The sequence below is a fragment of the Bradyrhizobium sp. A11 genome (assembly GCF_042077125.1).
GTDB lineage: Bacteria > Pseudomonadota > Alphaproteobacteria > Rhizobiales > Xanthobacteraceae > Bradyrhizobium > Bradyrhizobium japonicum_B.
Genome location: NZ_CP149509.1, coordinates 4,554,343 through 4,577,762 on the forward strand (window position 1 = coordinate 4,554,343; position 23,420 = coordinate 4,577,762).

General features: G+C 65.9%; 26 protein-coding genes and 1 pseudogene. 13 read left to right on the forward strand and 14 right to left on the reverse strand.

What is annotated here, in order from left to right; all coding sequences use genetic code 11:
* Positions 1–56: 56 nt before the first annotated feature.
* The 3 genes from WI560_RS21485 to WI560_RS21495 all read left to right on the forward strand — a co-directional run bounded on the left by WI560_RS21485 (position 57) and on the right by WI560_RS21495 (position 1,937).
* Positions 57–1,136, forward strand: a complete 1,080-nt coding sequence (locus WI560_RS21485) for a YeeE/YedE family protein (protein ID WP_375304755.1) — start codon at positions 57–59, stop codon at positions 1,134–1,136.
* 139 nt (positions 1,137–1,275) lie between these two features.
* A complete protein-coding gene (locus tag WI560_RS21490; protein ID WP_375304756.1) occupies positions 1,276–1,506 on the forward strand; it encodes a hypothetical protein in 231 nt (76 codons plus the stop codon).
* Between the two features lie 32 nt (positions 1,507–1,538).
* Entirely contained in the window at positions 1,539–1,937 is a 399-nt protein-coding gene (locus WI560_RS21495; RefSeq protein ID WP_257175479.1) for a hypothetical protein, read from the forward strand.
* A gap of 133 nt (positions 1,938–2,070) precedes the next feature.
* Here WI560_RS21495 and WI560_RS21500 read toward each other — a convergent pair whose 3' ends face one another.
* On the reverse strand, positions 2,071–2,634 hold the full coding sequence (locus WI560_RS21500; RefSeq protein ID WP_257175480.1) for an SET domain-containing protein: 564 nt from the start codon (positions 2,632–2,634) through the stop codon (positions 2,071–2,073).
* A 160-nt stretch (positions 2,635–2,794) separates the two neighbouring features.
* Here WI560_RS21500 and WI560_RS21505 point away from each other — a divergent pair, with 160 nt between their 5' ends.
* A complete protein-coding gene (locus WI560_RS21505) occupies positions 2,795–3,400 on the forward strand; it encodes a hypothetical protein (RefSeq protein ID WP_375304757.1) in 606 nt (201 codons plus the stop codon).
* On the opposite strand, the gene WI560_RS21510 is transcribed toward WI560_RS21505, so the two are convergent.
* Both WI560_RS21510 and WI560_RS21515 read right to left on the reverse strand, forming a co-directional pair.
* Positions 3,397–4,026, reverse strand: coding sequence for a DUF6321 domain-containing protein (locus WI560_RS21510; RefSeq protein ID WP_375304758.1), 630 nt, complete (start codon positions 4,024–4,026; stop codon positions 3,397–3,399). The two genes, WI560_RS21505 and WI560_RS21510, sit on opposite strands and share 4 nt — an antisense overlap.
* A gap of 49 nt (positions 4,027–4,075) precedes the next feature.
* Positions 4,076–4,807: a TetR/AcrR family transcriptional regulator gene (locus WI560_RS21515; protein WP_375304759.1), complete on the reverse strand. Its 732-nt coding sequence runs from the start codon at positions 4,805–4,807 to the stop codon at positions 4,076–4,078.
* Between the two features lie 106 nt (positions 4,808–4,913).
* On the opposite strand from WI560_RS21515, the gene WI560_RS21520 reads away from it, so the two are divergent.
* The 5 genes and pseudogenes from WI560_RS21520 to WI560_RS21540 all read left to right on the forward strand — a co-directional run bounded on the left by WI560_RS21520 (position 4,914) and on the right by WI560_RS21540 (position 8,760).
* Positions 4,914–6,311 carry a carotenoid oxygenase family protein gene (locus WI560_RS21520; RefSeq protein WP_375304760.1) on the forward strand — a complete coding sequence of 466 codons (1,398 nt, stop codon included), beginning with the start codon at positions 4,914–4,916 and terminating at the stop codon, positions 6,309–6,311.
* A gap of 77 nt (positions 6,312–6,388) precedes the next feature.
* Positions 6,389–6,646 (forward strand): hypothetical protein, encoded by a 258-nt coding sequence (locus tag WI560_RS21525; RefSeq protein ID WP_375304761.1) that lies wholly within the window; start codon positions 6,389–6,391, stop codon positions 6,644–6,646.
* Between the two features lie 228 nt (positions 6,647–6,874).
* A pseudogene (locus WI560_RS21530) lies at positions 6,875–7,428 on the forward strand (inner membrane-spanning protein YciB).
* A gap of 106 nt (positions 7,429–7,534) precedes the next feature.
* Positions 7,535–7,831 (forward strand): hypothetical protein, encoded by a 297-nt coding sequence (locus WI560_RS21535; RefSeq protein ID WP_375304762.1) that lies wholly within the window; start codon positions 7,535–7,537, stop codon positions 7,829–7,831.
* A gap of 14 nt (positions 7,832–7,845) precedes the next feature.
* On the forward strand, positions 7,846–8,760 hold the full coding sequence (locus WI560_RS21540) for an SH3 domain-containing protein (protein ID WP_375304763.1): 915 nt from the start codon (positions 7,846–7,848) through the stop codon (positions 8,758–8,760).
* Positions 8,761–8,908: 148 nt separating this feature from the next.
* Here WI560_RS21540 and WI560_RS21545 read toward each other — a convergent pair whose 3' ends face one another.
* Entirely contained in the window at positions 8,909–10,564 is a 1,656-nt protein-coding gene (locus WI560_RS21545; protein ID WP_375304764.1) for a fumarate hydratase, read from the reverse strand.
* 210 nt (positions 10,565–10,774) lie between these two features.
* Here WI560_RS21545 and WI560_RS21550 point away from each other — a divergent pair, with 210 nt between their 5' ends.
* Positions 10,775–11,248, forward strand: coding sequence for a hypothetical protein (locus tag WI560_RS21550; protein ID WP_257196231.1), 474 nt, complete (start codon positions 10,775–10,777; stop codon positions 11,246–11,248).
* Between the two features lie 297 nt (positions 11,249–11,545).
* Positions 11,546–11,719, forward strand: a complete 174-nt coding sequence (locus WI560_RS21555) for a hypothetical protein (RefSeq protein ID WP_196236045.1) — start codon at positions 11,546–11,548, stop codon at positions 11,717–11,719.
* Positions 11,720–11,904: 185 nt separating this feature from the next.
* On the opposite strand, the gene WI560_RS21560 is transcribed toward WI560_RS21555, so the two are convergent.
* From WI560_RS21560 to flgB, 10 genes are all read right to left on the reverse strand, one after another.
* Positions 11,905–12,612 carry a glutathione S-transferase gene (locus tag WI560_RS21560; RefSeq protein WP_375304765.1) on the reverse strand — a complete coding sequence of 236 codons (708 nt, stop codon included), beginning with the start codon at positions 12,610–12,612 and terminating at the stop codon, positions 11,905–11,907.
* 266 nt (positions 12,613–12,878) lie between these two features.
* Entirely contained in the window at positions 12,879–13,562 is a 684-nt protein-coding gene (locus WI560_RS21565; protein WP_375304766.1) for a lectin, read from the reverse strand.
* Between the two features lie 150 nt (positions 13,563–13,712).
* Positions 13,713–14,726: a Tim44 domain-containing protein gene (locus WI560_RS21570; RefSeq protein ID WP_375304767.1), complete on the reverse strand. Its 1,014-nt coding sequence runs from the start codon at positions 14,724–14,726 to the stop codon at positions 13,713–13,715.
* Between the two features lie 186 nt (positions 14,727–14,912).
* Positions 14,913–17,489 carry a cell cycle histidine kinase CckA gene (cckA, locus tag WI560_RS21575; protein WP_028137448.1) on the reverse strand — a complete coding sequence of 859 codons (2,577 nt, stop codon included), beginning with the start codon at positions 17,487–17,489 and terminating at the stop codon, positions 14,913–14,915.
* A 154-nt stretch (positions 17,490–17,643) separates the two neighbouring features.
* On the reverse strand, positions 17,644–18,723 hold the full coding sequence (gene flhB / locus WI560_RS21580) for a flagellar biosynthesis protein FlhB (RefSeq protein ID WP_375304768.1): 1,080 nt from the start codon (positions 18,721–18,723) through the stop codon (positions 17,644–17,646).
* Between the two features lie 13 nt (positions 18,724–18,736).
* Complete coding sequence (gene fliR, locus WI560_RS21585) at positions 18,737–19,507, reverse strand: flagellar biosynthetic protein FliR (RefSeq protein WP_375304769.1); 771 nt, start codon at positions 19,505–19,507, stop codon at positions 18,737–18,739.
* A 17-nt stretch (positions 19,508–19,524) separates the two neighbouring features.
* Complete coding sequence (gene fliQ / locus WI560_RS21590) at positions 19,525–19,788, reverse strand: flagellar biosynthesis protein FliQ (RefSeq protein ID WP_007612284.1); 264 nt, start codon at positions 19,786–19,788, stop codon at positions 19,525–19,527.
* Between the two features lie 177 nt (positions 19,789–19,965).
* Complete coding sequence (gene fliE, locus WI560_RS21595; RefSeq protein WP_257196237.1) at positions 19,966–20,274, reverse strand: flagellar hook-basal body complex protein FliE; 309 nt, start codon at positions 20,272–20,274, stop codon at positions 19,966–19,968.
* Positions 20,275–20,290: 16 nt separating this feature from the next.
* Entirely contained in the window at positions 20,291–20,716 is a 426-nt protein-coding gene (gene flgC, locus WI560_RS21600) for a flagellar basal body rod protein FlgC (RefSeq protein ID WP_375159591.1), read from the reverse strand.
* A gap of 41 nt (positions 20,717–20,757) precedes the next feature.
* On the reverse strand, positions 20,758–21,162 hold the full coding sequence (flgB, locus tag WI560_RS21605) for a flagellar basal body rod protein FlgB (RefSeq protein WP_257175499.1): 405 nt from the start codon (positions 21,160–21,162) through the stop codon (positions 20,758–20,760).
* A 351-nt stretch (positions 21,163–21,513) separates the two neighbouring features.
* Here flgB and WI560_RS21610 point away from each other — a divergent pair, with 351 nt between their 5' ends.
* Positions 21,514–22,476: a flagellar biosynthetic protein FliO gene (locus WI560_RS21610; RefSeq protein ID WP_375304770.1), complete on the forward strand. Its 963-nt coding sequence runs from the start codon at positions 21,514–21,516 to the stop codon at positions 22,474–22,476.
* Entirely contained in the window at positions 22,473–23,231 is a 759-nt protein-coding gene (gene fliP, locus WI560_RS21615; protein WP_375304771.1) for a flagellar type III secretion system pore protein FliP, read from the forward strand. Before WI560_RS21610 ends, fliP begins: the two co-directional genes overlap by 4 nt.
* Positions 23,232–23,420 lie beyond the last annotated feature (189 nt).

Below are 23,420 nucleotides of genomic sequence, written 5' to 3' on the forward strand. Positions count from 1 at the left end.
TTCCACAACCCTCCGGCGCAAGCTGACCGGAAGGACAACAAACATCTCCGGGAGGAATGCTGAACCCGTCGACCATAGCGTTCGCATGCGGGCTTGCAGCCGGCGCCATGCTCGGTGTCGCGGGTCGCGCGGGACGATTTTGCACCCTGGCGATGCTCGAGGATGCGTTCTTCGGGTCGGATCTGCGCCGGCTGAAATCCTTTGCGCTGGCCGCGGCCGTGGCGCTGCTGGCGACCCAGGCGCTGGCCGAATTCGGCATCATCGATCTGTCGCGGTCGATCTACCTGACGCCGTCGATCGGGCTTGGCGGTGCGATTCTGGGCGGGCTGATGTTCGGCATCGGCATGGCGCTGGTCGGCACCTGCGGCTTCGGCACGTTGGTCCGCGTCGGCGGCGGAGATCTGCGCGCCATCGTGGTCTTTCTGGTGCTCGGCCTCTCGGCGCTCGCAACCATGCGCGGGATCACGGGCATACTGCGCGTGATGCTGGTCGAGCCGTTGTCGCTGCGGCTCTCCGCAGGCACCGACCAGAGGCTGGCCTCGCTTCTCGGCGCGGGCGGCGCGATGCGCGCGCTGCTCGTCGTGTCGATCGCCACTGCGCTCGCCGTCTGGGCCCTCGCCGACGGCAGGCTGCTGCGATCGCCCCGACTGCTGGCCTCCGGCCTTGCCGTCGGCGCCGCGATCGCATTCGGCTGGTTCGCGACCGGCTGGCTTGCCGATGACGAATTCGATCCCGTCCGAGTCTCCTCGCTCAGCTTCGTCGCGCCGCTCGGCGACACCATCCTCTACATCGCGACCTTCTCCGGGGCGCGTCTGAATTTTGGCATCGGCTCCGTCGCAGGCGTGGTGGCAGGCTCATTCGCCGCGGCGATGCTCGCGCGCGGCTTCCGTTGGGAGGCCTGCGACGACGCCCGCGAATTGAAGCGTCACATGACCGGCGCGCTCCTGATGGGCATCGGGGGCGTCCTGTCGATGGGATGCACGATCGGGCAAGGGTTGACCGCGTTCTCGACCCTCGCCGTCTCGGCGCCGATCACCCTGCTGGCGATCGCCTGCGGAGCCCGACTCGGGCTCGAATTCACGATGACAGGCGAGTGGCTGCCGGCATTGCGGCGGCTGTTCGGCGCCTCGACGTAGCCAGGACCACCGCGATTTCACGCGAATTGCGAGCTGCGTCGAACGTCCCACAGTGCCCTGAATAGCGCCCTGCCTTACCCCTGAGGTAATCGAATTGGCCCGCGGGCCGGCGCATCTTCTGTTGCAACAGGAGATGACCATGATCGCGCTGCTGCTCTACCGGACCATCGCAGACCACCTCGTTCCCTGGGCCATGGCGCTCGCGACCCGCATGCTGGCGCGCAGCCTCAACGTGCCCGAGCCGCTGGTGCATTCGACCGGCGATTATGTGGTCGCACAGGTCATCGCCTTCGAGCACGGCGTCGGCAGAAGCCTCTGCCCCTACCGTCTCGCCCGCCTGCTCCGCGCCTGGTGGCGCGGATGGCATTGAGCCCCACCCCACCCCAAGCAAGGAGACCTACCATGATCGTTGCATCCACCTTCCTCCGCCGCGCCCTGTTCGCCGATGCCGTCTTCAGCGGCGTCGCCGCCCTCGGCTTCACCTTCGGCGCGAGCACGTTCGCTGCGCTCTTCAACCTGCCCGAGGCGCTGCTGCGCGAGACCGGCCTGTTCCTGATCGGCTACGCCGCGCTGGTCGGCTGGCTCGCTTCGCGCGCCGCGGTGGCGAAGGCGCTGGTGCTGCTGGTCGTGGTCGGCAACGCGGCCTGGACCGTCGGCAGCATCGCGCTGCTGCTCTCCGGCGCAGTGTCGCCGAACCTCGCCGGCGAGCTCATGGTCGTGGCGCAGGCGATCGCGACCGGCGTGTTCGCCGAGCTGCAATATGTGGGATTGCGAAAGAGCGGGAGTGTGGCGGCGGCGTGAAGGCCGCTCTTGTCCCGGACGCGCTGCAACGCTTCGGCGTTGCGGCGCAGAGCCGGGACCCAGATTGTAATGGACCCCGGTTCTGCGGCGCACCGCCGAAGAGCGCTGCGCCGCGTCCGGGGCACGAGTGGGGCTAGGCCCGCGCGCGGGCCTTGCCGACGGCGTGACCGTTGAGCTTCTTCTTGGCCGCCTTGTTCTTGAGGCCCTTCGCGCCCGCCTTCTCGGCCTTGCGCTCGCTGCGCGCCTTCACCTTGGCACGTTCGGCCCGCGCTTCGGCGCGCAGCTTCTTGCGCTTCCTCTCGCAGGACTCGCACTTGCAGCCGATCGGCTTCAGATAGGCTTTGAAATAGTCGGTGCCGTAATCGTAGTTGATCTCGTCGCCCGGCTCGATGTTCTTGATGGCGCGGATGAACACCTTGCGCTCGCGCGGCCGGACGTCGGACTCGGCGTTGGGCCGGCAGGAATGGTTGATGTAGCGGGCGAGATTCTTGCGCACCGAACCGTCGATGGTCCAGCGCCCGTTGAGCTCGAACAGGTACTTGTTCTCGATCTCGTCGTGCGCTGGAATCCGCGAATCCAGGATCGGTCCGAAATAGCGGATGATCCTGGTGCCCTTCTTGATCGGCTTGGTGGCGAAGAGGCCGAGTCCGGTCTTGGAGCGGCCGACACGATAAGGTTTGTTCGAGATGGCTGGCATGATCGAGAAAATGAGGACGCGAACGAGGCGGGAGAAGCCCAAGCGAAGCCGCTCTTCTAGAACGATTCCGCGGCGCTGTCAGGTATATCCCACGCCTGTTTGAACCTTGCCCACAATCAAGACGTCTGATGGGATCAAGTTCCCACTGCCTCGAAGCCTCATGATGAACCGCACCAGCATAGGTCTTGCCGTCCTGATGACCTGCATCGGCCTGACCGGCGCCGACGCCCAATCCGTGGGCAGCACCTACACCTCGACGGCGTCAAAAGATTGCCGCCAGATCGGCAAGCCCAGCGACCTCGACGGCAGCACCACGCGGGTCTGTCCGGGCAAGGGCGGGCTCATGGTGCTGATCGCCGAGGACGATCTCCGCGAAATCGTCTCGGTCGGCCGCAATCGCAAGCAAGCGGCCGAGGAACCGGCGGCCAAGGCCTGGTTCGCACCGTTCAATTCGTCGGAGACCACGATCGAATGGCGCGCGGTGGGCGCAAAGCCGTTCGCGATCATCCAGCGCTGGCACATCGCCGACAACGGCGATCCCGACAAGCAGGGACGGCCCAACACCAAAGCCATGCTGGTCGTGACCCGCCTGCCGCCCGGCCCGGTCTGCCACGTCGCCTATGTCGATGCGATCGCCAATCCCACCGCCAACGAGCTGGCGCGCAAGGCGGCGGACGATTTCGCCCGCGGCTTCGCTTGCGGCGAGGACGAGGTGAAGATCATCGGCACGCGCGGCCGCGCCGTCGAACTGGCAACGATGCGCTAGCCTCCCGACTTGGCCCGCCGATAGCGCGCCAGCAGACGCTCTCCTTTCGCAGCGATGCGCCGCGCCGCCGCGACCGTTTTCGGAACTGGCTCGCCCCAGGCATGCGCCGACAGCGCGTGGCGGGTCGGCCGCCCCTTTGCATCGACCAGCGGCGGCAGCTTGGCGCGACCATAGAAGCGCACGGCCCAGCTTCCTTTCCGCCGCATCTCCTGCGGCGTCATCTCCGACTCTTTCTTGGTGACGCCCGGCCGCAAATCGGCGCCCTGCCTGCGCGCAAAGGCCTTGCGGCCAGCCGCGGTCAGGCCGCCGCGGGGATCCTTCTCGCGCGCGGATGCGCTGCGCCTGCGAGACTTGGCCTTCTTCGCGGTGCGTTTGCGGGTCTTCCTCGCGGACGTCTTCTTTGCTTTCGAGGATTTCGATTTCGAAGCTTTCTTCGAGGCCTTCTTCCTGGAGGTCTTCTTTGCTGCCATGCGCATGTTGTCCACGAGGTTGGGATAGCGGCGGCCGGCGCGGCGGGCGCGCGCTTTCGCCGCCGATTTCTTTGCGGGACTGAGGTGCTTGGAGGCCTCGCCGGTCCGCTTCCGCGGATTGGCGCGTTTCCAGGGAGCGCGTGCTGTTCTTGCCATTCGGCGTCAACGCCTGATCACGGCAAGGGTTGCGTTGATCCTTGATGGATCAGTGTCCGGGCGGTTTGCTCGTGATGGGCGCGGTCAGCATCGCCTCGAGCAGGCGTTCGGCCGTGGTCCCCTCGGGGAGCCGCTCGAGGATATCCTCGAGCCGGCCGTCGAGCAGCAGCATGGTGAAGCCGTGCACCATCGACCAGGCGCGCGCGATGGCGGCGCCCTGATTCAGCGTCAGCGCGTCGCCGCTGATCTGCTCCTGCCGCATCATGCCGATCGCATTCGCAAGTCCCGCGAAGGAAGCTTCGGCCGCCTCGTGCAGAGAGGGCCTCGAATAATCGAGACGTTCGCTGCGGAACATGATGCCGTACATGCCGGGATGAGCCTGCGCATAGGCGACATAGGCCTTCGGCCGCGCCAGCGCGGCTTCGAGCGGCGTGGTGGCGGCATCGCACGAGGCGGTCATCGCCGCGTTGAACTGGCGGAAGCCCACGGCCGCAAGCTCGCTGAGGAGGCCGGTGAGATCGCCGAAATGATGGGTAGGCGCGGCATGCGAAACGCCCGCCTCGCGCGCGACCGCCCGCAAGGTCAGGCCGCCGAGCCCGTCACGCTCCAGCACACGTTCGGCAGCCTGGAGCAGCGCTTCACGCAAGGCGCCGTGATGGTATGGCGTCTCGGTCTTCGCGCTCGCCGTGCGCCGCGTCGGTCGCGATGCAGTAATCGGCGTCGCGCTTCGGCGGGGGCGCGAGCCTCGCGTGGTTTCGCTCTTGGTGTCGGTCTTGGCCATTTGCAAGCTATATGACGCAATATTGACAGTGTAAAGATTTCGCTTGACCGACCTGGCGATCGGCGCTATCTGATCTTTACGATGTAAAGATAGGGAGGGATATGCCGTGCAGAACGACGCCACCGCCGAGCGCCGCAACAATATCGCATCGATCCCGTTCGAGGCCGATGCGCCCTTCCTCAAGATCATCGGCGAATTGCCGCGCGATCTGAACGGCACGCTCTATCGCAACGGCCCCAACCCACAATTCGAATCGCCCGGCGCGCACTGGTTCGTCGGCGACGGCATGCTGCACGCCTTCCACCTCGAGAACGGACGCGCCAGCTATCGCAACCGCTGGGTCCGCACGCCGAAATGGCTTGCCGAGCACGACGCCGGCCGCGCTTTGTTCGGCGGCTTCGGCCGCAAGCTGCCGGATGCCCCGGCTGATCTCACCGACGGCGGCGTCGCCAACACCAACATCATCTTCCATGCCGGCAAGCTGCTCGCGCTGGAAGAGGCGCATCTGCCGACCGAGATCGAGCCGGGCACGCTGGCGACGCGCGGTTATCACAACTATCAGGGCCGCGTCGCCGGCAGCTTTACGGCGCACCCGAAGATCGATCCCATCACCGGCGAGCTGGTGTTCTTCGGCTACAACGCCGCCGGTCCGTTGACCCCTGCCCTCTCCTACGGCTCGATCGATGCCTCCGGCAAGGCGACGCGCTTCGAACGGTTCGAGGCGCCCTATGCCAGCATGGTGCACGACTTCATCGTCACCGCGAACCATGTGCTGTTTCCGATTCTTCCCATTACCGGCAGCATGGAGCGCGCCATGAGCGGGCGGCCGCCCTACGCCTGGGAGCCGGACAAGGGCGCCTATGTCGGCGTGATGAAGCGCAGCGGCACCGCAAAGGACATCGTCTGGTTCCGTGCCGAAGCCTGCTACGTCTTCCACGTCATGAACGCGTGGGAGGACGACAATCGCATCGTCGCGGACGTCATGCAGTTCGAGCAAGCGCCGCTGTTTCCGCATCCCGATGGCCGGCCGACCGATCCGGAGAAGTCGCGCGCACGCCTCTGCCGCTGGACGTTCGACCTCTCGGGCAATACCGACCGCTTCCAGCAGACTTATCTCGACGATCTCACCGGCGAATTCCCGCGCATCGACGACCGCCGGGCCGGACTGAAGAGCCGTCACGGCTGGTACGCCTGCGCCAATCCGAAACTGCCGATGTTCGGCGCACTCTCTGGCATCGTCCACGTCGACGGCAACGGCAGACGGCTCGGCCAATATCTGCTGCCTTCCGGCGACACCATCTCCGAGCCCGTGTTCGTCGAGCGCGCGAAGGATGCGGCCGAGGGCGATGGCTGGCTGCTCGCGGTGGTCTGGCGGGCGCGAGAGAACCGCAGCGACCTCGCGGTGTTCAACGCCACCGACGTCGAGGCGGGTCCCGTCGCGCTGGTGCAGCTCGGCCACCGCGTGCCCGATGGCTTCCACGGCAATTGGGTCGGGGCGGCGTAGCCTTCAATGCGGGGCGCAACGCGGGCGCGAGCCCGGAATCCCCGTGAATATTGCGTCATCAAGGAGGCCCGATGCACATGCTCCCGATCGCCGCGCACTCCGTCGCTGTCCTCGCCCTGGCGGGCGCTGCACTTGCATTCCTGGCGATCCGGCTACGCCGGCGAAGCCTCACGTTCTTCGAAGGCGGCATCCTGCTCGCTGCCGGCTTTCTACTCGCCGCCACACTCCCGATGTTGCCGCCCCTGCCCTGGACAGGATTGATCGACGAGATGACCGACCAGCTCGCTGCAGCACTTCATTTTCTGGAGGTCGCTTACGTCGTCTTGACATTGTAAGAGATGGTTGACCGGCGCGGCTCCCTGTCTTGACCGCGCCGCTCCGGCTATTGCGGTTCCGAATCCCGCGCTGCGGGGTCCCGACCTGGGCGTTCCGGTCGGTTTATGGGGCCCCTGCGCCATCTCGCAACGGCGCGCCTGTCCTCACAAAGTGATATGCCGGGTATCGCCGGATCAAGTAGGGTGCGCCGGTCCGCGCCTTGCCCGCGCCGCTGAACAGGAATGACGATGAAGGACGTATTCGCCCGCCTCGCCTCCGACCTCCTCTCCGTTATCATCTTCCTGGCCGTCTATCTCGTCACAGACAACGTGATCCTCGCAACGGCGGTGGCGATTGCCGGCGCGATCGCGCAGGTGATCTATGCGCGCCTCAAGGGACAACCGCTCCACTACATGACCTATGCGAGCCTCGCTCTGGTCGTCGTGCTGGGCGGTATCACGCTGCTGACCAATGATCCGCGCTCATGCTGGCAAAACCCTCGATCGCACATTTCGCGATCGGCGCGATCATGCTCAAGCGCGGCTGGATGCTGCGCTACATGCCTCCCGTCATCGTCGAGACCGTTCCGGAATATGTCACCGTTGCGGGCTATGCCTGGGCGGTGCTGATGTTCGTGATCGGCGCCGGCATGATGGCGGTCGCCGCCACCGGCGATCTGAAGCTGTGGGCGTTCTATCTCATGGTGGTCGCAGGCGGCGCCAAGATCCTGGCCTTTGCTGTGCAGTACTTCGTTCTGCGGCTGATCGTCACCAACCGCCGGCGCGCCGCCGCCCGCGCCTAAATGCCCTATTCGAGGGTTAGGCAGGAGCTGCGAGTTGGGCTATAGGCTCGGCTCCAGGACTGGCTGCGGATCGTCGCGGTCAGCGGGATTTGTTCGGGAGACGGGAATGGCCGTAGACGGCAACTGGAATCTGACCATGACGACGCCGATGGGCGAGCGCCAGGCGACGCTGAGCCTGAAGGCCGCCGGCGGCACGCTCACGGGCACGCAGGGCGCGGAAGGTAATACCGCCGAGATTTTCGACGGCACCGTCTCCGGCGACAACGTCTCCTGGAAGGTCTCGATCGACAAGCCGATGCCGCTTACGCTCGAATTCACGGGCACCGTCGCCGGCGACAGCATCAGCGGCGAGATGGGCATCGGCCCGATGGGCAGCTTCCCGTTCACGGGCTCACGCGCGTAAGGCCGCGCACCATCATGCGCGTGCTCCGTCTCATCGCGGCGGCGATCCTGTCCGTCGCGACGCAAGCGGCGCGCGCGGACGACACCGGGCCGGCGTGGCGCGCAAGCGCGCTCGCCATGGTGCCCGCCGGCTACGTTGCCGGCACTGCGTATCGCACCGAAGGCTCGACCGGCTATCTCGCGGTCTATCCGGCAACCTCGAATGATCCGAAGACACCGGCCAGCGTGTTCGCCGCACGCCAGACCCTCGTCGCCGCGCTGACACCGGATGCGACACGCGCCTTGTCAGCCGAGATCAAGCCGCGCAGCGATCCGGATCGCGATGACAGCGACTTCTCCAAGCTGCACGCCGAGCTTGCCGGAAAGCGCAGGACGCTTCCCGATCGCACCGAGCCCTGCAGTCTCGACGCCTGGTCCATCGACAAGGATCCACACGGGCTCAACGTGCGCGCCGAGCCGTCAACGACGGCGCGCGTGCTCGGCACGCTGCCGCCGCCCTACCGGCTCAAACTGGGCGGCGCCGAGAACACGCCCGACGGCGGCTGGCTCACCGAATTCCGCATCATCGGCTTCAAGAAAGGCTGGTTTCTGATCGAAGGTGCAAGGCCGCCTGGCAAGGACTACGAGGACGAGAAGCGATATCCGCGCAACGCGCCAAAGCCCTATGCCGGGCGCGGCTGGGTTGCGGCGAGCAAGATCGGCGCGAACTACGCCAATGGCGGCACGCGCGCGGGCGGCCTGTTCCAGGCGCCCTTCGTCGACGCCAACTGGATGCCGGCGCAGCGCGAGCTCGGCGGCCCGATCGACGGCGACGGCGGACCCAAGCGCCTCCTCGCCTGCAGCGGCTTCTGGGGTCTGGTCGAGAGCCACGACGGCGTGCGCGGCTGGTGGCGCGCGCTTTACTCCAACCAGGTCACGAATTGCAGCTAGCGCAATAGAGCCACCTCGGGCCCTTTCGTGTCCCGGACGCGGTGCAGCGCATAGCGCTGCTCCGCTGAGTCGGGACCCATCTCTCGCCGATCGACCCCGAATCAGCAGCGCAGCATTTCACCCTACGCAGCGTGCGGGGAACGCCGCCTCAGCCCAAATTCAACTCCTTGAAGAAGTCGTTGCCCTTGTCGTCGATGATGATGAAGGCGGGGAAGTCGACGACTTCGATGCGCCAGATCGCTTCCATGCCGAGCTCGGGATATTCGAGCACCTCGACCTTCTTGATGCAGTGTTCGGCGAGATTGGCCGCAGCGCCGCCGATCGAGCCGAGATAGAAGCCGCCATATTTCTTGCAGGCTTCCCGCACGGCGGGGGCGCGGTTGCCCTTGGCGACCATCACCATCGACCCGCCGGCGGCCTGGAACTGGTCGACGAAGGAATCCATGCGCCCCGCGGTGGTCGGACCGAACGCACCGGAGGCGTAGCCGTCGGGCGTCTTGGCGGGGCCGGCGTAATAGACCGGATGGTTCTTGAAATAGTCCGGCAGCGGTTCGCCCTTCTCCAGCCGCTCGCGCAGCTTGGCATGGGCGCTATCGCGCGCGACGATCATGGTGCCGGTCATCGAGACCCGGGTCTTGATCGGATATTTCGAGAAGGTCGCCAGAATGTCCTTCATCGGCTGGTTGAGGTCGATCTTGACCACCTCGCCGCCGAGCGACTGCTCGACCCGCGGCAGGTACTGCGCCGGGTTGTGCTCGAGCTCTTCGAGATACACGCCGTCCTTGGTGATCTTGCCGAGCACCTGGCGGTCGGCCGAGCAGGACACGCCAAGGCCGATCGGCAGCGATGCGCCATGACGCGGCATGCGGATCACGCGCACGTCGTGGCAGAAATATTTGCCGCCGAACTGCGCGCCGACGCCGAGGCTTTGCGTCATCTTGTGGATTTCCTTCTCCATCTCGACGTCGCGGAAGGCGTTGCCGTCAGGCGAGCCGTGCGTCGGCAGCGCATCGAGATAGCGGGCGGAGGCGAGCTTCACCGTCTTCATGCAGAGCTCGGCCGAGGTGCCGCCGATCACGATGGCGAGGTGATAGGGCGGGCACGCCGCAGTGCCCAGCGTCAGGATCTTCTCCTTCAGGAACGCGAGCAGCCGGTCCTTGGTCAGCACCGAGGGCGTTGCCTGGAACAGGAAGCTCTTGTTGGCGGAGCCGCCGCCTTTCGCCATGAACATGAACTTGTAGGCATCGTCGCCCTCGGCGTAGATCTCACACTGCGCCGGCATGTTGTTGGCGGTGTTCTTCTCCTCATACATCGAGAGCGGAGCGACCTGCGAGTAGCGCAGATTGCGGCGCAGGTAAGCATCGCGCGCGCCTTCCGACAGCGCCGCCTCGTCCTCGCCGTCGGTGATGACGTTGCAGCCCTTCTTGCCCATGATGATGGCGGTGCCGGTGTCCTGGCACATCGGCAGCACGCCACCAGCCGCGATGTTGGCGTTCTTCAGGAAGTCCAGCGCGACGAACTTGTCGTTGGGGCTGGCCTCATCGTCCTCCAGGATGGCACGGAGCTGCTTCAGATGGCCGGGGCGCAGGTAATGGTTGATGTCGCCGAAAGCCGCCTCCGACAGCGCCCGCAGCGCCTCGCGCGACACCACCAGCATGTCCTTGCCCAGGACCTTCTCGACCCTGACACCCTCTGACGAAATCTTCCTGTAGGGCGTTTCGTCCTTGCCCAGCGGGAACAGGGGGGTGTGCTTGTAGGGGGGAACGGGCTTGGACTGGTCGGGGAAGGCGGTCGGGGCGTTCATGGGCGAATCCAGGGTTTGGGGCCACGCGCGGGCCCTCGCGTAGAAGCGTTCTAAGCCCATTTTGGACGGAAAAGGAAGGGACCGGGACGCATGGGAGCGGGCGGCGCCCGCTCTTGAGAAGGCGTGGCGCAGCACGTGGAAAGGCCAGCCCTCACCCTTGCGCTTGGCGTCCGCCGACGCTTGAATGCGCGCCGTAAGGGGCTTTTCATCATGACATTGAAACTGAACGTCCGCGGCGCGATCCTGGTCGCCGCCGCCATCACCGGCCTTGTGACCCTCACCTCGCCGGCCCGGGCCGACCGCTGCGATGACAGCGCCAAGGAGCTGGCGAACCAGGTCGACCGCCTGAAGGTGAATTTCCGTGCCGCAAACGTCGTTTACATGACGCACCCGGCGGCCAAGGAGCTCTCCGTGAGTTGCCGCGGCGACAAGTATTCCATCGAGCTCTACGCCAAGGGCGATCGCAAGCCCAAGCCGGAGTTCTATACGCTGGTGGGATCGATGGCCGCGATCGTCTTCACCGTGACCAAGGACGACACCACGACGGGCGCGACACGCTGCCTGAAGCGCATGGGCCTGCTCCGCGGCGACAAGGTCAGCATGCGCTATCGCCGGCTCAACATGGAATGCATCCGCACCAAGACGGAGGCGTCGATCGCGATCACGCGCGGCAAGGACGAATAGGCGGCGGCTCTCTCCCTGCACTTGCTGCGCGCACAGTCCACATGTGACGCGTCGCTGCCCGCCACCGACTCCGTCATTGCGAGCGAAGCGAAGCAATCCAGAAATTTCTCCGTGGAGACAGTCTGGATTGCTTCGTCGCGAGAGCTCCTCGCAATGACGGGGGGAGACTTGTCGTATGCGGATGACGCAAACACCGCGATCCTCCCGCCAAATCCCTCGCATTTTAACGATCGCCTTGAAGGAATTTTCGCTCCTCACAGCGCAGGCTGAATTGTTTCCATATGTGAGGATTTGCGGATGAAGGTTTCTACCGTAGCACCGCCGCCGATCGCGATCGTGGTTCCCAGCTACGACACGACCAAGCAGCAGGACGATCAGACCAAGACCAGGGACGCCGACCCGACCTACAAGCCGCAGCCGCCCGTACCGCTGCCTCCGGGTCAGGGCACGCGGATCGATCAGCTGGCCTGATCGGTCCTTTCGCAATTGCCGAACCTGGTCCTGGTCGCCGCCACGGGCGCGCGGCTGTTCCCGTTCGCGTCGATGTGCCCCCGGCATTCCCTGCCCTAAGGCGCCGGCCCCCTTCGCGCATCATCGGCGAGGAAACTGCCCGCGTTTCCTTGACGCGAACCGGTATCCACTTCGCTTGAAACGCTTTACCCGTCCAGCTCCTTGTAGCGGCGGAAGATGCCCTGCTCGTTGAAGGGAATGCGGCGCGGGCTTGCGAGATAGGCCTTGATGTTGGGCCGTGCAGCGATCCGATCGTGCAGGCCGGCGAGGCCCGGCACGTCCGTCTCGAACGCCTTCATGCGCTTGGGAAAGCCATAGCGCAGCCCCGCGACGATCTGGAACAGCGAGAGATCGACATAGGTGAGCCGGCGGCCCGTGACATAGACGCCGCCATTCGCGTCGAGAAGCTGCTCGAAATAGCCGAGATATTTTGGCACCCGCTCGTCCCAGAATGCGGCCGTGCGCTTCTTCGCCGGCGGCTTCTGGTCCTCGTAATAGAGCGAGGGCCCGAGCGGATGATGGGTGTCGTGGATCTCGACCACGAAGTCGGTGATGGTGAGCTGGAGCTGGTGCACCCAGAGCTTTCCCGCCTCCGTCTTCGGCGCAAGCCCGTGGCGGCTGCCGAGATAGAGCAGGATGTTGGCGGTCTGGCCGATGACGAGTTTGCCGGCCTTCAGAAACGGCGGCGCAAAGGGCGGCGTGCCCTTGCGCGCGTCCATCATCTTCATCATCGCCGCCGTCCCGCGCGCTCCGCGCGCGACATCGACGTAAGCCGCGCCTGCCTCCTCCAGCGCCAGCCGCACATATTCGCCGCGGCCCTGAATCTCGGGCCAGTAATAGAGCTCGTATGTCATGGGAGGGGTCCGCGAACGTGAACACGTGCGAACTAATGTAACATGCCTTCGGAGGTTCCGTCAGGTGAGACGGAATACTCGCGCCACATAGCCGCCATTGCGGGCGTAGCGGCTTGTCCGCCGAAGGCCTTCGGCGAAGGCGGAAGCAATCCAGTCCGTCTCGGCGGAATAGTCTGGATTGCTTCGTCGCATCTACGCAAAATGGCTACGCAATTTTGTCGCTGAGCTCCTCGCAATGACGCGCAGAGAGAGTGTCAGGCCTCAGTTCAATTCGCAGCAAAACAATACAGCAGCCCGTCGCCGCCGGTGCTCCTCAGGTCGGCCTGCGAGCAGCCCCCATCGGAACCGCGCGAGGGATGCGAGCTGTTCCAGGACTTTGACGGTTCGTCGTCGCGCAGGCCCTGGCGATCGGCATGGCCGACCACCGCCGCACCTTGCGTGCTCGACGTCCAGTTCTTGCACGTCTTGTCGTCACCGGCCGCGAACGCGGTGCCGTCGGGTTGGGTTCCCGTCAGGATGTCGTGCCGGTTCGGCGTGTCGCCCCGGCCGTTGATGACGTCACCCTTCTCGCTCAGGGCCGTCTGCTTGGTCAGGTTGTTGGCGGGACCGTGCAACTCGGCCACGTCCTTGGCAATCACCGCACCCTTGGCATTCTGCCACGGTCCCTTGCCGATACGGTCGCGCGCATTGACGGCCGGCTTGCCCTCGGCGGCCTGTGTCGAGAGATAGGCGCGCCAGGTCTTCGCGCCGGCGCCGGAGGCTTGAGCCAGCTTCTGGCACTGCGCATCGGCTCCCTCCAGGCCGCCGAGATCGGCACCCTTGCCAGGGCCGCTGGAGGTCACGAAGAACGTCATGTCGGCCGACTGCGCCTGCGCCGACGGCGCTGCAAACCATGCAAGCGGAACCGCGGCCAGCGCGGAAATCGTCAGGGATCTCCTGATACGGATCATGTTGTCCTCCCGTTTTGTTTGTCGTTTGTCGTTGACTGCCTGATTTCAACCCGCTGAACCCCCGCTTATTCCGATGCCGCGATGCAGGGGGCGCAAAAGAGAAGGCGCCGTGCGGGAAGCACGGCGCCCTTGTCTTCAATCGCTTTGCGATCAGTTGGTCTGCTGGATCGCCGACAATTCCCAGCCGCTGCCGGGCCGGCGGGCGAACGTCCAGACCTCGGTGACTTCACCCGGCTGCTCGCTACCGGCGACGAGCGTGCCGCTGTTGCGGTCCAGCGTCTTGTCGGTGAGCGCGAAGCGCAGCGCCACCGTGGCGTAGTCGGTCTCGCCTTCGCGCCAGGCTTCGGCGAGGTCGCCCTGCAAGAGCTTGACGTCGGTCACCTTGTTGACGACGTTCCGCGCACGGTTCTGGGCGAGGTCCTGCTCGAAATAGGAGACCATCTCAGGCGTCGCGAGCGTGTGCAGCTTGGCCACGTCCTCGTTCGACCAGGCCGCCTGAACCTCGCCGAGCAGGCGCTCGAACGCCTCGTAATCGTCCGGCTTGATCTCGAGCGGCGCGTTGTTGGCATTGGCGCCGAAACCGAAGCCGCCAAGACCACCGGCAAGACCGCTGCGCTGATTCGCCTGCGGTCCGGGAGCTGCGCCCGCGTCGGCATTGGCATTGGCATAGGCCGCCTGCGGCGCGTGACGGCGCTGCCACCAGGACATCGCCAGCCGCACCACCAGCACCACGAGCACGATCTGGATGATCAGGCCCAGGATCGAGGACAGACCGCCGAGGCCGCCGAACAGGCCACCGCCGAACAGCATGCCGAGCAGGCCGGCACCGAGGAAGCCGGCCGCAAGGCCGCCCATGAAGCCGCCGGCGCGGCCGAACAGGCCGCCGCGCGCGGGCGCGGCAGCAGCCGAGTTCATGCCTGCGCCCGGCTGGGTGTAGGTGCGGTTGAACTGCGAGGCCGAGCCTGGCGCCGTCGTGGTCGGGGGCGGAGCGGAATAGGTGCGCGAGCCGCGCGAACCGGACGAGCCGCCGCCGCCGACGCGCGCGTCGGCGGACGAGATGACGAGCGCTGTCGGCAGCGCAAGCGCCAGCATGACGGCGAGCGTCTTGAAGAGATTGCGGGAGCGTAGCGAGAAATTCATGTTCGTTTCCCAAATCCCCGGCATGGGGACGTGCTCTTAAGATGGGCAGACTTCCCCAAAAGTGAAGCCGGTTTCGGAACTTGTGGCTGCGGCCCTCAGTCGCGGGGATGTGGCAAAAGCCCATATTGGGCGGGATCTGGCCGGATCCGGCGGGGAAACCGTCGTTACGGGTTACCGGCGGGGCCGGAGATGCGCGGCGAGAGCGCGCCCTCAGCCCTGCTTCGTCATCGTCTCCTTCACCGCCGCCACGAGCTGGCTGAGCGTGAACGGTTTTGGCAGGAAGTCGAACTGCTGGCCCTCGGGCAGGCTCTTCTCGAAGGCGTCCTCGGCGTAGCCGGAGACGAAGATGAACTTGATGTCGGGGTTCTTCTCCCGCATCGCCTTCAAGAGCGTCGGTCCGTCCATCTCGGGCATGACGACGTCGGAGACGACGAGATCGATCGCCCCGCTCTGCTCCTCCAGCATCTCCATGGCTTCGACGCCGTTCTCGGCCTCGACCACGGTATAGCCGCGCGAGCGCAGGCCACGTGCGTTCAGCGCGCGCAGGCCCTCTTCGTCCTCGACCAGCAGGATGGTGCCCTGTCCCGTGAGATCGGTGCGCGGCTTGGCCTCGACGGCAGCGGCGTCCTTCGCGGCGCCATTGGTCGCGCTGGCGACAGCCGGCTGCTCGACCTGCACCTCCGGCTCGGCGTGATGGCGCGGCAGGAAGATGTGGAACGAGGTGCCCTGCCCCGGCTCGGAGTCCACGTAGATGAAACCGCCGGTCTGCTTGACGATGCCGTAGACCGTGGAAAGGCCGAGGCCGGTGCCTTTGCCCACTTCCTTGGTCGAGAAGAACGGCTCGAAGATCTTGTCGCGGATGTCGGCGGGAATGCCGGTGCCTGTGTCGGCGACCTCGATCCGGACGTAATCCGCCGCCGGCATGCCCTTGTAGGCGAGCTTGCCGGCGTCCTCGGTGGAGACGTTGGCGGTGCGGATGATCAGCTTGCCGCCGTCGGGCATGGCGTCGCGCGCGTTCACCGCGAGGTTCACGATCACCTGCTCGAACTGGGAGACGTCGACCTTCACCGGCCAGAGATCGCGGCCGTGAACGAGGTCGAGCTTGACCTTCTCGCCGATCAGCCGGCGCAGCAGCATGGTGAGATCGGAAAGCGCGTCGCCGAGGTCGAGCACCTGCGGCCGCAGCGTCTGGCGGCGCGAGAACGCCAGCAGCTGCCGCACCAGCGTCGCGGCGCGCGTGGCGTTCTGCTTGATCTGCATGATGTCCTGGAACGACGGGTCGGTCGGCTTGTGCGCGTTCAGCAGGAAGTCGTTCGCCATCATGATGGCGGACAGCACGTTGTTGAAGTCGTGGGCGATGCCGCCGGCGAGCTGGCCGACCGTCTCCATCTTCTGCGACTGGTTGATCTGGTTCTCCAGCGCGCGCCGCTCGGTGGTCTCGAGCATGTGCACGATGGCGGCTTCCGCGTCGTTCTCGGCCGAATCGACCGGCGTGACGAAGAACTGGCCCCAGCGCTCCTTGGTTCCTTCCAGCGCCACCTCGACCGGCGCGATGTCGGCCTGGCCTTCGGCGGCCTGGTTGATGGCCGCGATCAGGAGGTGGCGGTCGCGCGCATTGACCGCGCGGAAGATCGACTTGGAGGCGCTGTCGAGCCCCAACGCCTGGCCGAGCTTGGCGTAGCGGGCATTGGCGCGCACGACGTTGCCGGCGCGGTCGACGGTCGCAATCGCCATCGGCGTATGGTCGAAGAAGCGCATGAAGCGCACTTCGGCGGCACGATCGGGATCGCTGCGCTCGTCGCGGGCGCGGCTGATGACGAGCGTGCGCGACGGCCCCGGCGCGCCATCGGCGCCGAAGGCGAGCTTGTGATAGAGCCGCACCGGCATGGTCTTGCCGGTGCGCATGCGCAGGTCGATGTCGAAGACTTCCGTCTTCACCTCGCCCGGCACCGCCACGATCGACGTCAGCAGCGAGGCGCCGTCGCCGGAGACGATGTCGGTCAGCTTGAGGCCACCCGAACCGATCTCGGCGAGGTCGTAGTCGAGCCAGTTCGCCAGCGTCGCGTTGACATAAGCGAGCTCACCGGCCGGATTGACCGAGAAAAAGCCGCACGGCGCGTGATCGAGATATTCAATGGCGTGCTGGAGCTCCTGGAACACGTCCTCCTGGCGCTCGCGGTCACGGGTGATGTCGGCGATCGACCATACCGCGTATTTGGCCTCGCGCTTTTCAGTGCCGAGCGGGCGAACGCGCATGCGCAGCCAGCGGCCTTGGCTGCCGTCGTGGCCGGAGATGCGCACCTCCTCCTGCTGGCGCTTGCCCTCTCGCGCGGCCTTCAGCAGCCGGAACACGGCTTCGGAGACATCGGGGTTGCCGATGAAGACGCGTTCCACCGGGCGCACGTCCTGCGGACCGCTGGCGCCGGTCAGCGTCAGATAGGCGGCATTGGAATAGATCACGTGGCCGCGGGCATCGGTGACCGCGAGCCCGTCGAAGGCGTGATCGGAAATGCGGCGAATGATCGGATCGTCGAGATTGCGATCGGCAAAGCGGATGATGCCGGCGGCAAACGCGAACAGGTTGAACAGGCCGACCATCGCCAGCACGGCGAGGACACCGAGGATATAGGGCTGCGCCTGCACCCGCCCGAGCGTCATCAGTCCGACGGCGACGGCGACGAGGCCGGCGGCCACCAGCAGCACCAGCGCAATGCTGCCCGAGCGCGGCGACGGCTCGTGCGCCGCACCGGGCTCGCGTGTGAGGTCGTGGTCGGTCTCGGCGGTCATCTCAAGCTGGCGCGGCCTGTCGGCAGAGAATCAACGCGCCACGGGGCGCGTGGGGTCCTCCCTGCCTGAATCGGACCCTGAGGTGCAAGGGCAGCAGGGGCGAAAGGTACGCTGATTCCCAGATTACGGCCATTTCCGGTATTTTTCGGGTGCTTTATCCCCGCCCCGCGCCAAATCCGCGCTTCAGCCGCATGACGTAGCCGATCACTTCGGCGACCGCGTGGTAGTGCTCGGTCGGGATTTCCTGGTCGATCTCGACGGTGGCATAGAGCGCGCGGGCCAGCGGCACGTTCTCCACGATCGGGATGTCGTGCTCGCGCGCGATCTCCCGGATCTTGAAAGCGAGGTTGTCGACGCCCTTGGCGACGCAGACCGGAGCCGTCATGCCGCGCTCGTAGGACAGCGCCACCGAATAGTGGGTCGGGTTGGTGATGATCACCGAGGCCTTGGGAACCGCCGCCATCATGCGTTTCTTGGCGCGCTGCTGCCGCAATTGCCGGATCTTGCCCTTGATGTGCGGATCGCCTTCGGACTGCTTGAACTCCTCCTTGATCTCCTGGAGCGACATCTTCTGCCGCTGGAACCAGCTGCGATACTGGAAGAAATAATCGGCGATGGCGACGATCGCGAGCGCGGCGACCACCGCGCCAAGCAGTTGGACGGTCATGCTGGTGCTGGCGCCAAGCATGGCGACCGGATCGAGCCTGACCATCGCCTCCATGCGATGCCGCTCCGGCCACAGGATCATGGTCATGACCACGGCCAAGGCAACGAGCTTGCCGATGCCCTTGAGAAAATTGGCGGCCGCCTGTTTGCCGAAGATGCGCTTGAAGCCGGCACCGGGCGAGATCTTGTTGAACTTGGGCTTGAGGGACTCGGCCGACCACACCAGACGGTGCTGGAGCATGTTGCCGGCGATGGCCGCCAGCACCAGCATCAACAGGGGCACGCCGACCGCGGCGAGCACGGCGAGCTCGATCTGCTGCATCAGGGCGAGCAGGGCCTTGCCGTCGGTCTTGATCATCCAGGAGTTGGCCAGCAGGTTGCGCATCGGCGTCAGCAGCCCGCTGCCGACCGAGCCCGAGAAGGTTGCGACCACGAGCGTGCCGCCCGCCATCATGAACCAGGTGTTGATCTCCTGGCTCTTGGCGACGTCGCCGCGTTCGAGCGCATCGTCGAGGCGCTTTTGCGTCGGGTCTTCTGTTTGACTTTCGGGATCGTTGTCTTCCGCCATCGTTCGACCCCTGTCACTTGAGCGGCATCATCTGGTGCATGACACCGATGAAATAATCGAGAAACGTGCCCATCATCGCGGTCAGCACCACGGCGAGCACCAGGAAGCCCGCGAAGATCGACAGCGGCACGCCGACGAAATAGACCTGCATCTGCGGCATCAGCCGCGCCAGCACGCCGAGCCCGATGTTGAAGACGAGGCCGAACACCAGGAACGGTCCCGAGAGCTGCAAGCCCAGGCGGAACGCTGCCGCAAAGGCACGCGTCGCCAGCGAGGCGACGTCGCCGCTCGACACGGTCTCGCCCGGCGAGAAGATCGTATAGCTGTCGTTCAGCGCGGCGATCACCAGATGATGGCTGTCGGTGGCAAACAGCAGCGTCACGCCGAGGATAGTCAGGAAGTTGCCGACCAGCACACCCTGCTGTCCCTGCGTCGGATCGACCGAGGTGACGAAACCGAGCCCCATCTGCTGCGCGATCACGGATCCCGCGACCTGGAGCGCCGACAGCGTCACGCGCGCGGTCGCGCCCAGCACGATGCCGATCGCGATCTCATGCAGCATCAGGACCAGCAGCGGCGCCAGCGAGCCCATGTCGACCTGGTAGGCGTTGCGATGCAGCGGCAGGATGATCAGCGTGAGCAGCAGCGCGATCGACAGCTTGATCCGCGTCGGGATATTGGTCTCGCCCAGCCCCGGCAGCAGCATCACCATCGCGCCGACCCGGGCGAAGGCGAGCATGAAGGACGCGGCGAGCTCCGGCAGCAGCGAGACGTCGATGCGCATAATCGCTGCATCTTGCCTCAGCCGCCGATGATTCGCGACGAGATCCGCAGCATGTGGGAATGAAGCGCATCGGCCATGAACGGCAGCGCCAGCAGCATCGTGGCAAAGATGGCCAGGATCTTCGGCACGTAGATCAGCGTCTGTTCCTGGATCTGCGTCAGCGCCTGGAACAGCGACACGACGACGCCGACCACCAGCCCGACCACCATCAGCGGGGAGGACACGATCACGATCGTCCAGATGGCATCGCGCGCGACGTCGAGGGTCTCGGGGCCGGTCATTCGCAGAATTCCTTGTCCACTTTCATCCCCAACCACTCCGGCGAGGACCACCCGGCCCCTCCCCGTCATTGCGAGGAGCCCTTGCGACGGAGCAATCCAGACTGCCGCCTCGGAAAGATCCTGGATTGCTTCGCTGCGCTCGCAATGACGCCCGGAGCGGGCGCCAGCGCCGAACCATCAGATCGGCATCTTCATGATGTCTTCATAGGCCGCGATCACGCGGTCGCGGACCGACACCAGCGTGGACACCGCGACGTCGGTGTCGGCGACCGCGGTCACGACGTCCATCACGTTGGCCTTGCCGGAGGCCATCGCGATCGTCTGCGCGTCCGCCTTGCGGCCGGATTCCATGACGCTGCCGACGGCGTCCTTCAGCATCGAGGCAAAGGATTGCCCGCTTGCCTCGGTGCCCTTGCCGGCACCGCCGGTCTCCAGCACCCGGGCAAGGCTCGCGTAAGCATTGGCTGCGATTGTCGGTGATGCCATGGCTCAATTATCCTGTTCAGCTCTTGAGGATGTCGATCGTGCGCTGGATCATCCGGCGCGTCGCACTGATGATGTTGAGATTGGCCTCGTAGGACCGCTGCGCGTCGCGCATGTCGGTCATCTCGACCACCGAGTTCACGTTGGGGTATTTGACGTTGCCGCTGGCGTCCGCGACCGGATTGTTCGGCTCGTATTTGACGCGGAAGTTCGACTGGTCGGGCTTGATCCTGCCGAGGGTGACGACCTGCGCGTCCAGCGAGCGGTCGAGCGCGGAGGAGAAGGTCGGAACCTTGCGCCGGTAGGGGTCGCCGCCTGGGGTCTGCGCGGTCGAATCCGCGTTCGCGATGTTTTCCGAGATTACCCGCATGCGGCCGGCTTGCGCCCGCAGACCGGAGGTCGCGATCGCCATCGAGCGGGCGAAGTCGCTGCTGTCATTGGCCATGATGCGCCTTCTCTAGCTGTTCTGTTCCGAAGATCATGCGGCTAGGCCTTGCCGATCGCGGTCTTGAGCAGATGCAGGCTCTTCGAATAGAGCGAGGTCGCCGCCGCGTAGTCCATCTGGTTGCTGGCGGCCTTCATCATCTCCTCTTCGAGATTGACGGCGTTGCCGGCAGGGCGGGTTTCGAAGCCCGCGTTCTTGTTCTGGTCGAATACGGAAGCCGCGCCTGACGGCGTCATGTGAGAGCCGCTGGTGCGGGTCAGCGCCAGGGGGCCCATCGAGCCCGTGACGGCCCCGCTCTTGTCGAGTTTCGGCTCGACCAGGTCGCGCGGCCGGAATTTGGGCGTATCGGAATTGGAGACGTTCTCGGACAGGACGCGCTGGCGTTCCTGGTGCCACTGCATTTTGGTGCGAAGCGCCGACAGCTCCGGGAGGTCGTTGATGGACATCGTCGCGGCTCCTTCCGCCTGACACGGACCTCGAGGTCCGCAGCTAGGCAGAATTTGCCGCGTGTATGGTTAACAGCTGGTTAAGGGATCCCCGACGCATGTCCCCGAGCGGGACAGGATTTCCGCACCCCGTGATTCTACGCCCTCCAGAATCAGCATTAACCCAACCGTTTGGCGGCCGTGCACAGGCCAAGAAGTCGTTTTGGATCGAGCGATTCATGGGTTATTAAGAGTTGGGGACGGCAAAACTTGCCGTGGGACGTTAAGAAATCGCAGTTTGGGGCATCGTAGGCCGGTGGTTGGCGTATCCGACCATGGGCACGAGAGAAGCGCCATTTGTCGGGGACTAGTATGCAAGGCAGCCCTATCACCTTCATCGTCGCGTTCATCGTCGTTCTGGCGTTGATCGGCGTCGCTGCTTGGCTGGTTCGCCGATTCGCCACCAGCCGGCTCGGCGCCAACACCCAGCGCGGCAGGATGCCCCGCCTTGCCGTGATCGATGCCGCCGCGGTCGACGGCCGGCGCCGCCTGGTGCTGGTCCGGCGCGACAATGTCGAGCACCTCCTGATGATCGGCGGCCCCACCGACATCGTGGTCGAGCCCAACATCGTTCGCGCCGCGCATGGCCGCGATCAGCTTCCCCAGCGTCCCAACGCCGCCGAGCCGCCCCGCCTTGCTCCGATGCCGGACGCCGGCGGCTGGGCCGAGGAGGCGCCGCGGCCCGAGATGCTCGATCATCCCGAGCCGCAAATGCCCGAGCCGCCGCCGCGGCCTTCGCGCCCGTCCTTCGCCGACGAGGTGCGCCGGCCCGCTCCAGCTCTGGCCGAACGCCGCAGCGATCCCCTGGCCGGCTTCACGGCCGATACGATCGCGCCGCGCCCGGAGCGCGAGCCACGGCCAGAGCCGCTGCCGCCGCGCGTTCCGCGCAGCGAGCCGCCGCTGATGCCGAGGCCGCCGCGCCAGAGCGAGCCGATGAAGATGCCGCCCGTGCGGGCCGAGCGCGCTGCTGCCCCACCGCCTCCTCCGCCGGCTCCGCCCGTTGCACCGCCGGCGCCCGCCGCGGGCCCGTCGAGCGCCGAGCAGAACCTCGCGGAAATGGCGCAGCGGCTGGAGGCAGCGCTTCGCCGCCCCGCCGGCGAAACGGTCGCCCCGCCCGTCGCGCCGGAGCCGCCGGCCGCTCCCCCGCGGGGGGCTCGCAGCGAGCCGGCAGCGCCACCGGCCCCGCCGCAAAAGCCGGCCGCGGAAAAGACCAGCTTTGAAAATCTCGAAGACGAGATGGCCTCGCTGCTCGGCCGTCCGAAGCCGTCTTCGTGAGGCTGCCGTCCCTCCCGCGTAGAGTTCTTTTCCTTTCTGTCCTGTTGGTCGCGGCCTCGCTCGCAGGCGTTGCGCATGCGCAGGACATCAGCATCAACCTCGGCGGCGGCGCTGGCGGTGGCGGCGTCACCGAGCGCGCGATCCAGCTCATCGCCCTGCTCACGGTGCTGTCGATCGCACCGTCGATCCTGATCATGATGACGTCGTTCACGCGCATCGTGGTCGTGCTGTCGCTGCTGCGCACCGCGCTGGGCACGGCGACCGCGCCGCCGAACTCGGTGATCATCGCGCTGGCCATGTTCCTCACCTTCTTCGTGATGGGCCCGGTCCTGCAGAAATCCTACGACGACGGCATCCGGCCGCTCGTCGCCAACCAGATCGGCGTCGAGGACGCGCTGCAGCGCGCCTCCGTCCCGCTGCGCGGCTTCATGCAGAAGAACGTGCGCGAGAAGGACCTCAGGCTGTTTCTGGATCTGTCGGGCGAGCCGGCACCGGCCACCCCCGACGACCTCGCACTGCGCATCCTCGTCCCCGCCTTCATGATCTCCGAGCTGAAGCGCGCCTTCGAGATCGGCTTCCTGTTGTTCCTGCCCTTTCTGATCATCGACCTCGTCGTCGCCTCGGTGCTGATGTCGATGGGCATGATGATGCTGCCGCCGGCGACGATCTCGTTGCCGTTCAAGCTGATCTTCTTCGTGCTGGTCGACGGCTGGTCGCTGGTGGCGGGAAGCCTGGTGCAGAGTTACGGCGGGTGACGGCGGACTCGAATGCAGTCAGCGCCGCATCCTCTCCGCTCTCCCGCAAGAGCCACCGCCCCCTCCCCGTCATTGCGAGGAGCCCTTGCGACGAAGCAATCCACCACTGCCTCCGCGGAAAGACTCCTGGATAGCTTCCGCCTTCGCCAAGGCTTCGGCGGACAAGTCGCTACGCTCGCAATGACGGCG

Coding starts and splice junctions, on each gene's coding strand:
- flhB (WP_375304768.1), bottom strand. CDS start 18,723: ATGGCGGAAGACAACGATCCCGAAAGTCAAACAGAAGACCCGACGCAA.
- WI560_RS21505 (WP_375304757.1), top strand. CDS start 2,795: ATGATGAACCGCACCAGCATAGGTCTTGCCGTCCTGATGACCTGCATC.
- flgC (WP_375159591.1), bottom strand. CDS start 20,716: ATGGCCAATGACAGCAGCGACTTCGCCCGCTCGATGGCGATCGCGACC.
- WI560_RS21515 (WP_375304759.1), bottom strand. CDS start 4,807: ATGGCCAAGACCGACACCAAGAGCGAAACCACGCGAGGCTCGCGCCCC.
- WI560_RS21495 (WP_257175479.1), top strand. CDS start 1,539: ATGATCGTTGCATCCACCTTCCTCCGCCGCGCCCTGTTCGCCGATGCC.
- WI560_RS21550 (WP_257196231.1), top strand. CDS start 10,775: ATGACATTGAAACTGAACGTCCGCGGCGCGATCCTGGTCGCCGCCGCC.
- WI560_RS21555 (WP_196236045.1), top strand. CDS start 11,546: ATGAAGGTTTCTACCGTAGCACCGCCGCCGATCGCGATCGTGGTTCCC.
- fliE (WP_257196237.1), bottom strand. CDS start 20,274: ATGGCATCACCGACAATCGCAGCCAATGCTTACGCGAGCCTTGCCCGG.
- fliQ (WP_007612284.1), bottom strand. CDS start 19,788: ATGACCGGCCCCGAGACCCTCGACGTCGCGCGCGATGCCATCTGGACG.
- WI560_RS21500 (WP_257175480.1), bottom strand. CDS start 2,634: ATGCCAGCCATCTCGAACAAACCTTATCGTGTCGGCCGCTCCAAGACC.
- WI560_RS21485 (WP_375304755.1), top strand. CDS start 57: ATGCTGAACCCGTCGACCATAGCGTTCGCATGCGGGCTTGCAGCCGGC.
- WI560_RS21545 (WP_375304764.1), bottom strand. CDS start 10,564: ATGAACGCCCCGACCGCCTTCCCCGACCAGTCCAAGCCCGTTCCCCCC.
- WI560_RS21565 (WP_375304766.1), bottom strand. CDS start 13,562: ATGATCCGTATCAGGAGATCCCTGACGATTTCCGCGCTGGCCGCGGTT.
- WI560_RS21535 (WP_375304762.1), top strand. CDS start 7,535: ATGGCCGTAGACGGCAACTGGAATCTGACCATGACGACGCCGATGGGC.
- WI560_RS21560 (WP_375304765.1), bottom strand. CDS start 12,612: ATGACATACGAGCTCTATTACTGGCCCGAGATTCAGGGCCGCGGCGAA.
- WI560_RS21570 (WP_375304767.1), bottom strand. CDS start 14,726: ATGCCGGGGATTTGGGAAACGAACATGAATTTCTCGCTACGCTCCCGC.
- WI560_RS21610 (WP_375304770.1), top strand. CDS start 21,514: ATGCAAGGCAGCCCTATCACCTTCATCGTCGCGTTCATCGTCGTTCTG.
- WI560_RS21540 (WP_375304763.1), top strand. CDS start 7,846: ATGCGCGTGCTCCGTCTCATCGCGGCGGCGATCCTGTCCGTCGCGACG.
- cckA (WP_028137448.1), bottom strand. CDS start 17,489: ATGACCGCCGAGACCGACCACGACCTCACACGCGAGCCCGGTGCGGCG.
- WI560_RS21490 (WP_375304756.1), top strand. CDS start 1,276: ATGATCGCGCTGCTGCTCTACCGGACCATCGCAGACCACCTCGTTCCC.
- WI560_RS21525 (WP_375304761.1), top strand. CDS start 6,389: ATGCTCCCGATCGCCGCGCACTCCGTCGCTGTCCTCGCCCTGGCGGGC.
- flgB (WP_257175499.1), bottom strand. CDS start 21,162: ATGTCCATCAACGACCTCCCGGAGCTGTCGGCGCTTCGCACCAAAATG.
- WI560_RS21510 (WP_375304758.1), bottom strand. CDS start 4,026: ATGGCAAGAACAGCACGCGCTCCCTGGAAACGCGCCAATCCGCGGAAG.
- fliR (WP_375304769.1), bottom strand. CDS start 19,507: ATGCGCATCGACGTCTCGCTGCTGCCGGAGCTCGCCGCGTCCTTCATG.